The organism is Variovorax sp. J22G73 (assembly GCF_030317035.1).
GTDB lineage: Bacteria > Pseudomonadota > Gammaproteobacteria > Burkholderiales > Burkholderiaceae_C > Variovorax.
Map to the genome: position 1 here is coordinate 373,665 of NZ_JASZYK010000003.1, position 14,230 is coordinate 387,894.

The 14,230-nt window shown below is 67.6% G+C and carries 13 protein-coding genes; 10 read left to right on the plus strand and 3 right to left on the minus strand.

Annotated features, from left to right (window positions below; genetic code table 11):
* Positions 1-921, minus strand: a complete 921-nt coding sequence (locus QTI51_RS14355; RefSeq protein ID WP_286514543.1) for an AAA family ATPase — start codon at positions 919-921, stop codon at positions 1-3.
* Positions 922-1,023: 102 nt separating this feature from the next.
* On the opposite strand from QTI51_RS14355, the gene QTI51_RS14360 reads away from it, so the two are divergent.
* The 3 genes from QTI51_RS14360 (at position 1,024) to QTI51_RS14370 (ending at position 3,678) form a co-directional block, all read left to right on the plus strand.
* The gene (locus QTI51_RS14360) at positions 1,024-1,977 is read left to right on the plus strand and encodes a histone deacetylase family protein (protein ID WP_286514545.1); all 954 of its coding nucleotides are present in this window, start codon (positions 1,024-1,026) and stop codon (positions 1,975-1,977) included.
* 69 nt (positions 1,978-2,046) lie between these two features.
* A complete protein-coding gene (locus tag QTI51_RS14365; protein WP_286514547.1) occupies positions 2,047-3,354 on the plus strand; it encodes a mechanosensitive ion channel family protein in 1,308 nt (435 codons plus the stop codon).
* A 120-nt stretch (positions 3,355-3,474) separates the two neighbouring features.
* Positions 3,475-3,678 carry a hypothetical protein gene (locus QTI51_RS14370; protein WP_286514549.1) on the plus strand — a complete coding sequence of 68 codons (204 nt, stop codon included), beginning with the start codon at positions 3,475-3,477 and terminating at the stop codon, positions 3,676-3,678.
* Between the two features lie 9 nt (positions 3,679-3,687).
* Here the strand turns inward: QTI51_RS14370 and QTI51_RS14375 are convergent, their stop codons facing one another.
* Complete coding sequence (locus tag QTI51_RS14375; protein WP_286514551.1) at positions 3,688-4,587, minus strand: LysR family transcriptional regulator; 900 nt, start codon at positions 4,585-4,587, stop codon at positions 3,688-3,690.
* A gap of 170 nt (positions 4,588-4,757) precedes the next feature.
* Between QTI51_RS14375 and QTI51_RS14380 the strand changes: the two genes are divergently transcribed.
* Together QTI51_RS14380 and QTI51_RS14385 are read left to right on the plus strand one after the other, a co-directional pair.
* Complete coding sequence (locus QTI51_RS14380; RefSeq protein ID WP_286514553.1) at positions 4,758-5,369, plus strand: glutathione S-transferase family protein; 612 nt, start codon at positions 4,758-4,760, stop codon at positions 5,367-5,369.
* A gap of 74 nt (positions 5,370-5,443) precedes the next feature.
* Positions 5,444-7,504, plus strand: coding sequence for a 2Fe-2S iron-sulfur cluster-binding protein (locus QTI51_RS14385; RefSeq protein ID WP_286514555.1), 2,061 nt, complete (start codon positions 5,444-5,446; stop codon positions 7,502-7,504).
* A 43-nt stretch (positions 7,505-7,547) separates the two neighbouring features.
* On the opposite strand, the gene QTI51_RS14390 is transcribed toward QTI51_RS14385, so the two are convergent.
* Positions 7,548-8,198: a carbonic anhydrase gene (locus QTI51_RS14390; protein WP_286514557.1), complete on the minus strand. Its 651-nt coding sequence runs from the start codon at positions 8,196-8,198 to the stop codon at positions 7,548-7,550.
* Positions 8,199-8,342: 144 nt separating this feature from the next.
* Between QTI51_RS14390 and cynR the strand changes: the two genes are divergently transcribed.
* The 5 genes from cynR to QTI51_RS14415 all read left to right on the plus strand — a co-directional run bounded on the left by cynR (position 8,343) and on the right by QTI51_RS14415 (position 14,176).
* A complete protein-coding gene (gene cynR, locus QTI51_RS14395) occupies positions 8,343-9,248 on the plus strand; it encodes a transcriptional regulator CynR (RefSeq protein ID WP_286514559.1) in 906 nt (301 codons plus the stop codon).
* A gap of 325 nt (positions 9,249-9,573) precedes the next feature.
* Complete coding sequence (locus tag QTI51_RS14400; protein WP_116909803.1) at positions 9,574-10,323, plus strand: electron transfer flavoprotein subunit beta/FixA family protein; 750 nt, start codon at positions 9,574-9,576, stop codon at positions 10,321-10,323.
* Positions 10,324-10,325: 2 nt separating this feature from the next.
* Positions 10,326-11,258, plus strand: a complete 933-nt coding sequence (locus tag QTI51_RS14405) for an electron transfer flavoprotein subunit alpha/FixB family protein (protein ID WP_286514564.1) — start codon at positions 10,326-10,328, stop codon at positions 11,256-11,258.
* Positions 11,259-11,332: 74 nt separating this feature from the next.
* Entirely contained in the window at positions 11,333-13,123 is a 1,791-nt protein-coding gene (locus QTI51_RS14410; RefSeq protein WP_286514566.1) for an acyl-CoA dehydrogenase, read from the plus strand.
* 90 nt (positions 13,124-13,213) lie between these two features.
* Positions 13,214-14,176: an NAD(P)H-dependent flavin oxidoreductase gene (locus QTI51_RS14415; protein ID WP_286514569.1), complete on the plus strand. Its 963-nt coding sequence runs from the start codon at positions 13,214-13,216 to the stop codon at positions 14,174-14,176.
* Positions 14,177-14,230: the final 54 nt, after the last annotated feature.

The window sequence follows — 14,230 nt, forward strand, 5'->3', positions numbered from 1 at the left end:
TCACGGCAAGGGCACCGCCGCGATCATGGCGCGCACCTGCTCGACCGCGCCGCGCCCCGCGTCGCCCACGGGCGTGAGGCGGTGGGCAATGGTTTGCGGCAGCACGGCCTGCACGTCGTCGGGCGCCACGTAGTTGCGGTTGGCCAGCAGCGCCTGGGCCTTGGCCGCGCGCAGCACCGCGATGCCGGCGCGCGGCGACAGGCCCTGCAGAAACCAGCGGCCCGAGCGGGTGGCGGCGATCAGGTCCTGCACGTAGTTCAGCAGCGCATCGGCCGCGTGCACCTGCTGCACGCGCTGCTGCAGGGCGGTCAGCTCGCTGGCGGTCAGCAAGGCGGGCAGGGTGGACAGCATCTCGCGGCGGTCGGCGCCGGCCAGCAGCTGGCGCTCGGCGGCGCGGTCGGGGTAGCCCAGCGAGATGCGCATCAGGAAGCGGTCGAGCTGCGACTCCGGCAGCGCGAAGGTGCCGAGCTGGTCCTGCGGGTTCTGCGTGGCGATCACGAAGAAGGGCGTGGGCAGCGGGCGGGTCTCGCCTTCGACCGTGACCTGCTTTTCTTCCATGGCCTCGAGCAGCGCGCTTTGTGTCTTGGGGCTGGCGCGGTTGATTTCGTCGGCCAGCAGCACCTGCGCGAAGATCGGGCCGGGGTGGAACACGAAGGCCTGCTGCGCCCGGTCGTAGATGGCCACGCCCGACAGGTCGCCGGGCATCAGGTCGGCGGTGAACTGCACGCGCGAAAACTGCAGCCCGAAGGTGTGCGAAAGCGCGTGCGCCAGCGTGGTCTTGCCCACGCCCGGCACGTCCTCGATCAGCAGGTGGCCGCCGGCCAGCAGGCAGGCCACGCAGTCGCGAACCTGGGCCTCCTTGCCCACGATCACCGTGTTAAGCTGGTTTAGCAATGTGGCTAGCTTTGCAGCAACGTCCATATTTGTATCCATATGCAAACGATACCGTAAGACTTGCCAGCCCCATGCTGCGTGAGGTCTAGGCGTGGCGATAGAGACACATGGGCACGTGACGATAGACACATGGGCAAGACAGGCTACTTCACACACCGCGACTTCTGGAAGCACGACATGGGCGAGGGGCACCCCGAATGCCCCGGCCGGCTCGATGCCATCGAAGACCGCCTGCTGCTCACCGGCGTGGGCGATGCCCTCGACCACCGCGACGTGCCGCTGGCCACCCTGCCCCAGATCACCCGGGCGCACAGCGCGGCTCACGTGGAAAACCTCGAGGCCCTGCACCAGCGCCTGGTGGCCGACGAGCCCGCCGGCGGCCCCGACCATGCACAGGTCGACCCCGACACCGTGCTCACCCGCTTCACCCTGCTGGCCGCGCGCCGCGCCGCCGGCGCCGCCATTGCCGCGACCGACGCCGTGATGGCCGGCGAGCTGGAAAACGCCTTCTGCTCCGTGCGCCCGCCCGGCCACCACGCCTGCCGCGAGCAGGCCATGGGCTTCTGCTTCTTCAACAACGTGGCCATTGCCGCGCGCCACGCCATCGAGGTGCACGGCCTGGAGCGCGTGGCCATCGTCGACTTCGACGTGCACCACGGCAACGGCACCGAGAACATCCTCTCGAACGACCCGCGCGTGCTGATGGTCGGCTTCTTCCAGCACCCGTTCTATCCGTACAGCGGCACCGACCACCCCGCGCCCAACATGCTGAACATGCCCATTCCGGCCTACACCCGGGGCATGGACGTGCGCGAGATGATCGAGGCGGTGTGGATGCCGCGGCTCGAAGAATTCAAGCCGCAGATGGTGTTCATCAGCGCCGGCTTCGACGCCCACCGCGAAGACGACCTGGGCCAGCTCGGGCTCAACGAGAACGACTTCGCCTGGATCACCGGGCGCGTGCACGACGTGGCCAAACGCCATGCCAAGGGCCGCATCGTTTCCATGCTGGAAGGCGGCTACAACCTCGACGCCCTGGCGCGCAGCGTGGAAGCCCACATCCGCGTGCTGGCCGATCTTTAGCCTGCGCCGGGGCTGTCTACGGCCGGCGCGCGCGGCGCCACGCTCCAGCGCTTTGACCATTCGCAAGAGATGAATTTCAACGACTTCACCCAACGCCTCGCCCAGGTCGACGCCCGCGGCCTCGGCATCGAACTGGTCGCGCTGGTGGCCTGCGTGGCCGCGGCCTGGGCCCTGTGCAAATGGTTCGGGCGCGACCAGCCCAAGGACTCCATCTGGTTCGGCGAGCGCACCTTCGACGGCGTGCTGTTCCCGCTGCTGGCGCTGGTGCTCACCGAGGTGGCGCGGCGCGTGGTGATCGACTTCCAGACGGTGCTGGTGCTGCGCATCGCGGTGTCGGTGTTCTTGTCGCTGGCGGTCATCAGGCTCTTTGCGCGGGTGCTGCGCGCGGTGTTCCCGGCGTCCAACCTCGTGCGGCTGCTGGAGCGCACCATCTCGTGGCTGGCGTGGATTGCGGCGGTGCTGTGGATCGTCGGGCTGCTGCCGCCGGTGCTGGCCGAACTGGACGACATCACGCTGGCTTTCGGCAAGACGCGCGTGAGCCTGCAGACCATCTTCCAGGGCGTGCTGTCGGCCGGCCTGGTGATGGTGATTGCGCTGTGGATCGCCAGCACCATCGAAAAGCGCATCCTGCGCGAGGCCGTCACCGACCTGTCGATGCGCAAGGTGGCGTCGAACGCGGTGCGTGCCTTCCTGCTGCTGGTGGGCCTGCTGTTCGCGCTGTCGGCCGTGGGCGTGGACCTGACGGCGCTGTCGGTGCTGGGCGGCGCGCTGGGCGTGGGCCTGGGCTTCGGGCTGCAGAAGCTGGCGGCCAACTACGTGAGCGGCTTCGTCATCCTGCTCGAGCGGTCGATCCGCATCGGCGACAACGTGAAGGTCGACACCTTCGAAGGCCGCATCACCGACATCAAGACGCGCTACACCCTCATTCGCGCGGGCAACGGGCGCGAGGCCATTGTGCCGAACGAATCGCTCATCACCAGCCGGGTGGAAAACCTGTCGCTGGCCGATCGCAAGTTCAACATCGCGACCACCGTGGTGGTCGGCTACGACAGCGACGTGGCGCAGGTGCAAGGCATCTTGTGCGAGGCCGCCAAGGCCCAGGCGCGCGTGATGAGCGACCCGGCGCCCGTGGCCTTCCTGATGAACTTCGCGCCCGACGGGCTGGAGTTCACGCTGAACTTCTGGGTGGCCGACCCCGACAAGGGCAAGGACAACCTGCGCTCGGCGATCAACATCGCCATCCTCGACGGGCTGCGAGGCGCGGGCATCGACATTCCGTACCCGCAGCGCGTGGTGCGGGTGGAGCCGTTGCCTGCGGGAGCGGTGCCGGTTGAAGTGTCCGCGCAGGCGACCGGGCAAGCGCCTTCGGCCCAGTAAACCACCTGCACCCCGGCCAGCATTGCGGCGGCTGCAGGAGTGAATTGCCGCCCACGCGGATTCCCGAAGACCGTGCGCCGCCGCACATTCGACCCAGGTCACAACCCCTGGAGCCGAAGCATGCTGCCATCCCCTTTCTACGACGAGTTTCCCGCCGACATCGGCGGCAACGAGGTGTGGCTGCGCGCCCAGTCCGCAGCCCATGAAGCTCACGCAGCCCCGGCCGCGCCGAGCCGCTCGCTGCTGCGCCGCCTCGCGGCGATGTGGTCGAACATTGCAGCGAGCGAACCTGCGCCCGCGTGGGCAAGGCCGCCAACGCCCTGACGCCGCGCGCTACTGCAGGTCGGCGTCGTTGCGCAACGCATCGACCGCCATGTCGAGAAAGGCGCGCACCTTGTGCGTGGCGTGCCGGCCTTCGCGATGCACCACGTGGATGGGCACCGCGGGCCGCTCGAAGTCTTCGAGCACCAGCGCCAGCGTTCCCTCTTTCACCGCCTGCGCGATCTGGTAGAGCGGCAGGCGCGTGATGCCCAGCCCCGCCGACGCGGCTTCGGCGGCGGCCTCGTTGGTCGTTGTCGCGAGCCGCGGCTGCAGGCGCACCAGCACCGGCTTGGCGCCATCGCGAAAGCGCCATTCATTGGTCGGCGTGATGCCGGTGGCGGCAATCTGCACATGCTGCGTCAGCTCTTCGGGCCGCGCCGGGGTGCCGTGGCGCTCCAGGTACTGCGGCGAGGCGCACAGCACCTGGCGCACGCGGCCCACGCGCACCGCCTGCAGCGAGGAGTCGGGCAGCTCGCCGATGCGGATGGCCACGTCCACGCCTTCGTCCACGAGATTCACCATGCGGTCCATGAACCAGCAGTTGATGTCCACCTTCGGGTACTGCATCAGGTAGGCACGCGCAATGGGCGCCACGTACATGCGCCCGAAGTTCACGGACGCGGTCACGGTGAGCTGCCCGCGCGGCACCGCATGCGCACCCGCCGCCGTGCTGTCGGCCTCTTCCACATCCGCCAGGATGCGGCGGCAGCGCTCGGCGTAGTGCGTGCCCGCCTCGGTAACGCGCACGAAGCGCGTGGTGCGCGTGAGCAGGCGCGCGCCCAAGTGCGCTTCGAGCTCGCCCACCGCGCGCGTGACCACCGAGGGTGACACGTTCAGCCGCCGCGCGGCCGAGGCGAAACCGCCGGTGTCGACCACCGTGACAAACACCGCCATGGCCTGGAGCCGATCCATCTTTGTGTGTGCCTCTTCGTGTGCCGGGGTCGCGGGGGTTTATTGACGTTTTTGCAAGGGTGACTTGCGACCGGCGGGGATTCTAGAGGCGCGCCTGAAAGCGGACCATCGGTGCTCGCTGCGTGGACCCCTCCGGCTCCACATGGTCCACCCCTCCAAAGGAATCACTCATGAAGCTCTACTACCACCCCCTGTCCGGCCACTCGCACCGCGTTCGCCTGTTTCTCGGCCTCATCGGCGCCGGGCACGACCTGGTCGAAGTCGACCTGAGCACCGGCGCGCACAAGAAGCCCGAGTTCCTCGCGTTGAACGCCTTCGGCCAGGTGCCGGTGCTGGACGACGACGGCACCATCGTGACCGACTCGAACGCCATCCTGGTCTACCTGTCGAAGAAGCTCGGGCTGAGCGACTGGCTGCCCGAGACACCGGTCGCCGCCGCCGCGGTGCAGAAGTGGCTGAGCGTGGCCGCGGGGCAGGTCGCCTACGGGCCCGCCGCGGCGCGGCTCGTCACCGTGTTCGGCGCACCGTTCAGGCCTGAAGAAGTCATCACGCGCGCCCATGCGCTGCTCGCCGTGGTCGAGACGGAGCTTTCCAGCCGCGACTTCATCGCCGCCGCGTCGCCCACCGTCGCGGACGTTGCGCTGTACAGCTACATCGCCCGTGCGCCCGAGGGCAACGTCGACCTGCAGGCCTACCCGAAGGTGTGCGCGTGGCTCGCGCGCATCGAGGCGCTGCCGGGCTTCGTGGAGTTCCGCCGGACGCCGGTCGGCCTCGCTGCGTGAACGCCTGAAGGCCGCGGTTCCCTCGTTCGGGCGTTTCCTCGCCCCGCTTATCCCCGCTTGCGAAGCACAGCACCATGACCCCTTCGGCCAACGCCCCTTCCGATTCGCCGTGGCACGCGGGCGAACTCGCGATCCAGCAGAGCATCGGCGTGGTCCAGCACATGGACCGGCCCGGCAGGCTGTACGTGCGCAACTTCCTGCTCGACCAGCACCGCAGCTTCTATCCGCTGCTGCATTTCGTCGCGCTGGGCGCGGTCGATGCGCAGGGCGACGCATGGGCGACGGTGCGCGCGGGCGAACCCGGCTTTCTGCATTCGCCCGACGCGGCCACGCTGAGCGTGTCCGCGCTGCGCGACGCGAGCGATCCGGCGGAAGCCGGCATGGAAGACGGCGACGCGATCGGCCTGCTCGGCGTGGACCTCATGACGCGCCGGCGCAACCGGCTGAACGGCCACATCCGCCGCACCGGCAGCCGTGCGTTCGACATCGACGTGACGCAGAGCTTCGGCAACTGCCCGCGCTACATACAGAACCGCAGCTTCAGCTTTGCGCGCGACCCCGCGCTGCCGTCGGCGCTGCCGGTGGTGCGCCTGGGCGCGCTCGATGCGCGCGCCCGCGACATGATCGCGCGCGCCGACACCTTCTATGTCGCCTCCTACATCGCGCGCGAAGACGGCACCCGTCAGGTCGACGTGTCGCACCGCGGCGGCAAGCCCGGGTTCGTGCGCGTGGGCGACGACGGCGTGCTCACCATTCCCGACTTCTCGGGCAACCTGTTCTTCATGACGCTGGGCAACATCCACGTCAACCCGAAGACGGGCCTGCTCTTCATCGATTCCGAAACCGGCGACATGCTGCAGATGACCGGCGACGCGCGGGTCGTGCTCGATTCGCCCGAGATCGCCGCCTTCGAAGGCGCCGAGCGACTGTGGACCTTCACCGCGCGCCAGGTGGTGCACCGGCCCGAGGGCCTGCCGCTGCGCTGGCGCATGGAAGCAGGCGGCTGGTCGCCCAACCTGGAGATGACCGGCAGCTGGAAAGACGCCGCCGAGCGCCTGGCCGCTGCCGCGCTCGCGCAGCGCTGGCGGCCGTTTCGCGTGGCGCGCGTGGTGGAAGAAAGCAGCACCGTGCGTTCGCTGTACCTCACGCCGACGGACGGCGTGGCCTTGATTCCGCCGCTGGCGGGCCAGCACCTGCCGGTGCGCATGACGCTGGACGATGCGCAGGTGCTCAGCCGCACCTACACGCTGTCGATGGCGCCGTCGGACGGGCAATACCGCATCAGCGTGAAGAAAGAGGGCCGCGCCTCGCGCCACCTGCACACGCTGCGCGAAGGCGACCTGCTCGAGGTGCGCTCGCCGGCCGGCGGCTTCACCGTGGACGCCGCCGAAAGACGGCCGGCGGTGCTGCTCGCCGCGGGCATCGGCATCACGCCGCTGCTGGCCATGCTGCGCCACCTGGTGCACGAGGCAAAGCGCACCCGTACGCTCAGGCCCGCCTGGCTCTTTCAATCAGCGCGCACGCGCGAGGAGCGCCCCTTCGACGAAGAGATCGCGGCGCTGGTGGAGGCGGGCAAGGGCGGCGTACGGTGGGTTCGCACGCTGAGCCAGCCCGGGGCCGCGGTGCAGGGGCGCGACTACGAGAAGGAAGGCCGCATCGACATGGCGCTGCTGAAGGCGACGCTGCCCTTCGACGACCACGACTTCTACCTCTGCGGCCCTGCCGCGTTCATGCAGGCGACCTACGACGGACTGCGCGCGCTGAACGTGGCGGATGCGCGCATCCACGCGGAAACCTTCGGGCCCTCGTCCCTGCGCCGCTCTTCCGCAGGCGCGGAGGTGGCGGCATTGCCGCCTGTGGCGACCGAGTCGGTGCGCGTCGTGTTCACGGAATCGGGCAAGGAAAGCCGCTGGAACCCGGGCGACGGGTCGCTGCTCGACGTGGCCGAGGCGCGCGGCCTGTCGCCGGCGTTCGGCTGCCGGGGCGGCAGCTGCGGCACCTGCAAGGCGCGGGTGCTCGAAGGCGAGGTGACCTACGCGGCGCAGCCGTCGTTTCCCGTGCAGGAGGGCGAGGCGCTGATCTGCTGCGCGGTGCCGTCGCAGGCGTCGAAGCAGGCCCTGCACCTGGCGCTCTGACACCCGGCGCTTTCACACGCGGCGCATTAAACCCGGCGTTCGTTCAGGCCGCCAGGTCCAGCAGCGACGGGGTGGCACATACGCCAGGCTGGTCCGCCAGCGACACGAAGCTGTGCGTATCGCCTTGCAACGCATCGATGGCACCCGTCTCGATGTCGTAGACCCAGCCGTGCAGCGCGAGCCGGCCGGCTTGCAGCGCCGTCGCCACGCACGGGTGGGTGCGCAGGTTGGCGATCTGGGCGATCACGTTCTCGCGCACCGTGGCGTCGATGCGCTCGCGCGTCGTCGCATGGGCGTGCAGGCGCGGCGCCGGCGCGGCATGACGCAGCCAGTGGCCCACGGCGGGCATGTGCGCCAGGCACTGGCAGCCGGCCACGGCGGTCATGGCGCCGCAGTCGGAGTGGCCGCAGACCACGACATCCGAAACGCCCAATGCCGTGACGGCGTATTCCACCGTCGCCGCAACGCCATCGGCGCCCGCACCGTAGGGCGGCACGATGTTGCCCGCATTGCGGATCACGAAGAGCTCGCCGGGCTCGCGCTGCGTGAGCAGCTCGGGCACCACGCGGCTGTCGGAGCAGGCGATGAACAGCGTGCCCGGGTGCTGTCCGCCGGCCAGTTCGCGGAACAGCCCGGCGCGCGCGGGATAGGCGTCGCGCTGGAACCTGAGAACGCCTTCGATGATGTCGCGCATGGCCTGCTCCTGCATGGTGTGTGAGTCGATGGGGTGAGGATCGCGTGTTTCAGGCATAGCGTCCAAGACCAATTTCTGATCTGATCGATAGGCCATGCCAATACCTGTTTCTTGCCTTCCCGGCTTTCCATCGCGTCCGTCGCCATGCTTCTGAGGCACATCCGCTACTTTCTCGCCGTGGCCGAGCACGCGAACTTCACGCGCGCGGCCGAGGCGCTGCACGTGTCGCAGCCCACGCTGTCACAGCAGATCAGGCAGCTCGAAGACACGCTGGACGTGCAGCTGCTCGACCGCTCCGGCCGCGCGGTGCGGCTGACCGAAGCCGGCGAGGCCTACATGCAATACGCCCGGCTCGCGCTGCAGAACCTCGAGGCCGGCCGGCGCGCGCTGCACGACGTGCACGCGCTCACGCGTGGTTCGCTCCGCCTGGCGATGGCGCCCACCTTCACCACCTACCTGATCGGGCCGCTGGTCGATGCGTTTAACGCGCGCTATCCGGCGATCACGCTGCGCATCGAGGAGATGCCGCAGGAGCGCATGGAAGTGCTGCTGAATGACGACGCGCTGGACCTCGGCATCGCGTTCGACGACGTGCGCTCGCCGGACATCGAGCGGCAGGTGATGTTCGAGGAGAGCCTGGCGCTGGTGGTCGGCGAGGCGCATCCGTTGGCGGGCCGTGCCGCGCCACTGGCGAGCGCCGCCTTCGAAGCACTTCAGCTGGTGCTGTTGAACGAGAGCTTCGCGACGCGCAGGCATGTAGACCGCTACTGGGCGGCGCACGGCATTTCGCCGCGCATTGCGGTGGAGACGAATTCGGTGGGCGCGGCGGTCGAGATCGTGCGGCGCGGGCGGCTCGCCACGCTCTTGCCAATGGCTGTCACGCAGGGGCACAGCGACCTGGTGCCGATCAAGCTCAGGCCCGCGATGCCGTCGCGCGCCATCGCCTTGCTGCAGCGCAGAGACGCCTACCGCAGCGCTGCGGCGCGGGCCTTTGCGGCCATGGCTTTGGAGGGCAGGTGGCATGGCTTGCCGGGCGGTCGGAAGAAGTAACAAAACGAGGCTCGGCGGCCGCTCGGAATGTCACAAGAAGGCCATTGAAAGGGCCATCGAAAAGAGCAAACGGTTCCACGCGTTCGATAGAGATTCTTGGTGCTGCACCCAGGTCCCGCCAGAGGGAAACGAGGTTGTGCCAATATCTTTACCGCCGGGTCTCGCCGAGTGGTTAACGCTGTTTTATAATCGTGAAAAAGCACGATCGTTCTTTTTATTGGCGTCAATCGCCGAAACGAAGAATGCAGAGGCTGCAAAGGTCGCGTCCTAGAATGACCGGTTGCCCTCAAAAGCCCCCTTTTTGCAATCCAATGGAGTCAAGTCAATGAAGGTTCTTGTACCTGTCAAACGGGTCGTCGACTACAACGTCAAAGTGCGCGTGAAGAGCGACGGCACCGGGGTGGACATTGCCAACGTGAAGATGAGCATGAACCCGTTCGACGAGATCGCGGTCGAAGAAGCGGTTCGCCTGAAGGAAAAGGGCGTGGTCACCGAGGTGATCGCGGTGTCCTGCGGTGACGCGAAGTGCCAGGAAACGCTGCGCACCGCGATGGCCATCGGTGCGGACCGCGGCATCCTGGTCGAGACCACCGAAGAGCTGCAGCCGCTGGCGGTTGCCAAGCTGCTGAAGGCGCTGGTCGACAAGGAACAGCCTTCGCTCATCATCCTGGGCAAGCAGGCCATCGATGACGATGCCAATCAAACCGGTCAGATGCTGGCTGCGCTGGCCGACCTGCCCCAAGCCACCTTCGCCTCGAAGGTCGACCTCGCAGGCGACAAGGTCACGGTGTCGCGCGAAGTCGACGGCGGCATGGAAACACTGACGCTCACGCTGCCCGCGGTCATCACGACCGACCTGCGCCTGAACGAGCCGCGCTACGTGACGCTGCCGAACATCATGAAGGCGAAGAAGAAGCAGCTGGACACCTTCAAGCCCGAAGACCTGGGCGTGGACGTGAAGCCGCGCCTGAAGACGCTGAAGGTTGCTGAACCGCCGAAGCGCGGCGCCGGCATCAAGGTGCCTGACGTTGCAGCGCTGGTGGACAAACTGAAGAACGAAGCGAAGGTGATCTGAACATGACCGCACTAGTTATTGCTGAACACGACCACGCCAGCATCAAGCCGGCAACCTTGAACACCGTGACCGCCGCGCTGGCTTGCGGTGGTGAAGTGCATGTTCTGGTGGCTGGCGCCAATGCAGCTGAAGCTGCCAAGGCCGCCGCCCAGATCGCTGGCGTGACCAAGGTCATCGCAGCGGACAGCCCCAGCCTGGCAGAGAACCTTGCCGAGAACGTCGCAGCCCAGGTGCTGGCCATCGCAGCGAACTACAGCCACATCCTGTTCCCCTCGACCGCCAACGGCAAGAACGTGGCTCCCCGCGTGGCCGCCAAGCTGGACGTGGCCCAGATCAGCGACATCACCAAGGTCGACAGCCCGGACACCTTCGAGCGCCCGATCTACGCCGGCAACGCCATTGCCACTGTGCAAAGCAGCGATGCCACCAAGGTGATCACCGTTCGCACGACCGGCTTCGACGCAGCAGCCGCCACCGGTGGCAGCGCAACCGTCGAAACCGCTGAAGGCGTCGCAGACAGCGGCAAGTCCAGCTTCGTCGGCCGTGAAGTCACGAAGAGCGAACGCCCCGAACTGACGGCAGCCAAGATCATCGTCTCCGGTGGCCGGGCCCTGGGCAGCGCAGAGAAGTTCACCGAAGTGATGGCGCCTCTCGCCGACAAGCTCAACGCAGGCCTCGGCGCCAGCCGCGCAGCAGTGGATGCAGGCTACGCCCCGAACGACTGGCAAGTCGGCCAGACCGGCAAGATCGTCGCGCCGCAGCTGTACATCGCCGCAGGCATCTCCGGCGCCATCCAGCACTTGGCCGGCATGAAGGACTCGAAGGTCATCGTCGCGATCAACAAGGACGAAGAAGCACCGATCTTCAGCGTGGCCGACTACGGCCTTGTCGCCGACCTGTTCGTGGCCGTGCCCGAACTGGTGAAAGCGCTCTGAGCGTCTAGCCGCAATGAGCCAGAGGGCATCGTTCGCGATGCCCTTTTCGTATCCGCTGTATCTGGAGACATGACATGAGCTACACCGCCCCCCTCAAGGACATGCTGTTCGACATCGAGCACCTGGCCAACATCGGCGAGATCGCCAAGCTGCCGGGCTTCGAAGACGCCGGCCTGGAAACCGCGCAGGCCGTGCTCGAGGAATGCGCGCGTTTCAACCAGGACGTGGTGGCGCCGCTGAACATCGAAGGCGACCGCAACCCCTCGTCCTTCAAGGACGGTGTGGTCACGACCACGCCGGGTTTCAAGGACGCCTTTGCGCAGTACGTGTCGGGCGGATGGCAGGGCCTGCAGCATCCGGCGGACTTCGGCGGCCAGGGCCTGCCCAAGACCATCGGCGCGGCCTGCGGCGAGATGCTCAACTCGGCCAACATGAGCTTCGCGCTGTGCCCGCTGCTGAGCGACGGCGCCATCGAGGCGCTGCTCACGGCCGGCTCCGACGAGCTGAAGGCGGTGTACCTCGAGAAACTCGTGAGCGGCCAGTGGACCGGCACGATGAACCTCACCGAGCCGCAGGCCGGCAGCGACCTGGCGCTGGTGCGCACGCGCGCCGAGCCGCAACCCGACGGCACCTACAAGGTGTTCGGCACCAAGATCTTCATCACCTACGGTGAGCACGACATGGCCGAGAACATCGTGCACCTCGTGCTCGCACGCGTGAGCGGCGCGCCCGAGGGCGTGAAGGGCATCAGCCTGTTCGTGGTGCCGAAGTTCATCGTCGGCCAGGACGGCGCGCTGGGCGAGCGCAACGACGTGCACTGCGTGAGCATCGAGCACAAGATGGGCATCAAGGCCTCGCCCACCGCCGTGCTGCAGTACGGCGACCACGGCGGTGCCGTCGGCTACCTGGTCGGCCAGGAGAACCGTGGCCTCGAGTACATGTTCATCATGATGAACTCGGCCCGCTACGCGGTGGGCATGCAGGGCATCGCGATTGCCGAGCGCGCCTACCAGCACGCCGTGGCCTACGCCAAAGACCGCGTGCAGAGCCGCCCGGTCGACGGGTCGATGAACGCCAGCGCACCCATCATTCACCACCCCGACGTCAAGCGCATGCTGATGACGATGCGCGCCTACACCGAAGGCTGCCGCGCGATGGCCTCGGTGGCTGCCGCCGCCTACGACGCCGCGCACCACAGCGCCGACGCGGATGCGCGCAAGCAGAACCAGGCCTTCTACGAATTCATGGTGCCCCTGGTGAAGGGCTACAGCACCGAGATGAGCCTGGAGGTGGCCTCGCTGGGCGTGCAGGTGCACGGCGGCATGGGCTTCATCGAGGAGACGGGCGCGGCGCAGTACTACCGCGACGCCAAGATCCTGACGATCTACGAAGGCACCACCGCCATCCAGGCCAACGACCTCGTGGGCCGCAAGACCGCGCGCGACGGCGGCCAGACGGCCAAGGCCATCGCCGCGCAAATCGAGAAGACCGAAGCCGAACTGGCCAAGAGCGACAGCCCCGCGGCCGCCGCCGTGCTCAAGCGGTTGACCGCCGCGCGCCTGGCCTTCATCGACGTGGTCGACTTCGTCGCCGGCCAGACCAAGGCCTCGCCCAACGCCGTGTTCTCGGGCAGCGTGCCCTACCTGATGCTCGCGGGCAACCTGGTGGCCGGCTGGCAACTGGCGCGCTCGCTGATCATTGCGCAGGACCTTGCCTCGCGCAGCTTCGACACCGACTTCATGCTGGCCAAGATCGCCACCGCGCGCTTCTATGCGGAGCACATCCTGAACAAGGTGCCGGGCATTCGCGACAGCATCGTCGAGGGCGCCGAGAGCGTCACGGCGCTGGCGCTCGACGCGTTCTGACACCGCGCGCCGCTGTCGCCCACCCGACGGGCGACAGCGGCTCGCCGCTCTTTTTCCTCCTATAAAACCGAACCCATTCCCGGAGACAACATGTCCAAGCTGCCCCCCGTACTGGCGAACCTGCCGCTGCCCATCATCGGCTCGCCGCTGTTCATCATCAGCACCCCCAAGCTCGTGATCGCGCAATGCAAGGCCGGCGTGGTCGGCTCGATGCCGGCGCTCAACGCGCGCCCCGCGGCGCAGCTGGAAGAGTGGCTCATCGAGATCACCGAGGAGCTGGCCGCGTACAACAAGGCCAACCCCGACAAGCCCGCCGCGCCCTTCGCCATCAACCAGATCGTGCACAAGAGCAACGACCGCCTCGACCACGACATGGAGATGGTCGTGAAGTACAAGGTGCCGATCGTCATCACCTCGCTGGGCGCGCGCACCGACGTGAACGACGCGGTACACAGCTACGGCGGCGTCACGCTGCACGACATCATCAACAACAAGTTCGCGCAGAAGGCCGTCGAGAAGGGTGCCGACGGCATCGTTGCCGTGGCGGCCGGTGCCGGTGGCCACGCGGGCGTGAAGAGCCCGTTTGCGCTGATCCAGGAAATCCGCCAGTGGTTCGACGGCCCGGTGGCGCTGTCGGGCTCCATCGCCACCGGCGACGCGGTGCTCGCCGCGCAGGCCATGGGCGCCGACTTCGCGTACATCGGCACCGCGTTCATCGCGACCGAGGAAGCTCGTGCGAGCGACGACTACAAGCAGGCCATCGTCGACGGCAATTCCGACGACATCGTCTACTCGAACCTGTTCACCGGCGTGCACGGCAACTACCTTGCGCCCAGCATCGTGGCCGCAGGCATGGACCCGACCAACCTGCCCGAAGGCGACCTGAAGACCATGAACTTCGCCACCGGCGACGGCAGCAAGGCCAAGGCCTGGAAAGACATCTGGGGCTCGGGCCAGGGCATTGGCGCCGTCACCGAAGTGGCCAGCGCCGCCGCCTTCATCGAGAAGCTGAAGCGCGAATACCAGCAGGCAAGGCAACGGCTGGCGCTTTGACCGCCATCGCGAACGGCGCGGCACCCGCTGAACCTGCCGGCGCGCCGTCTTCAT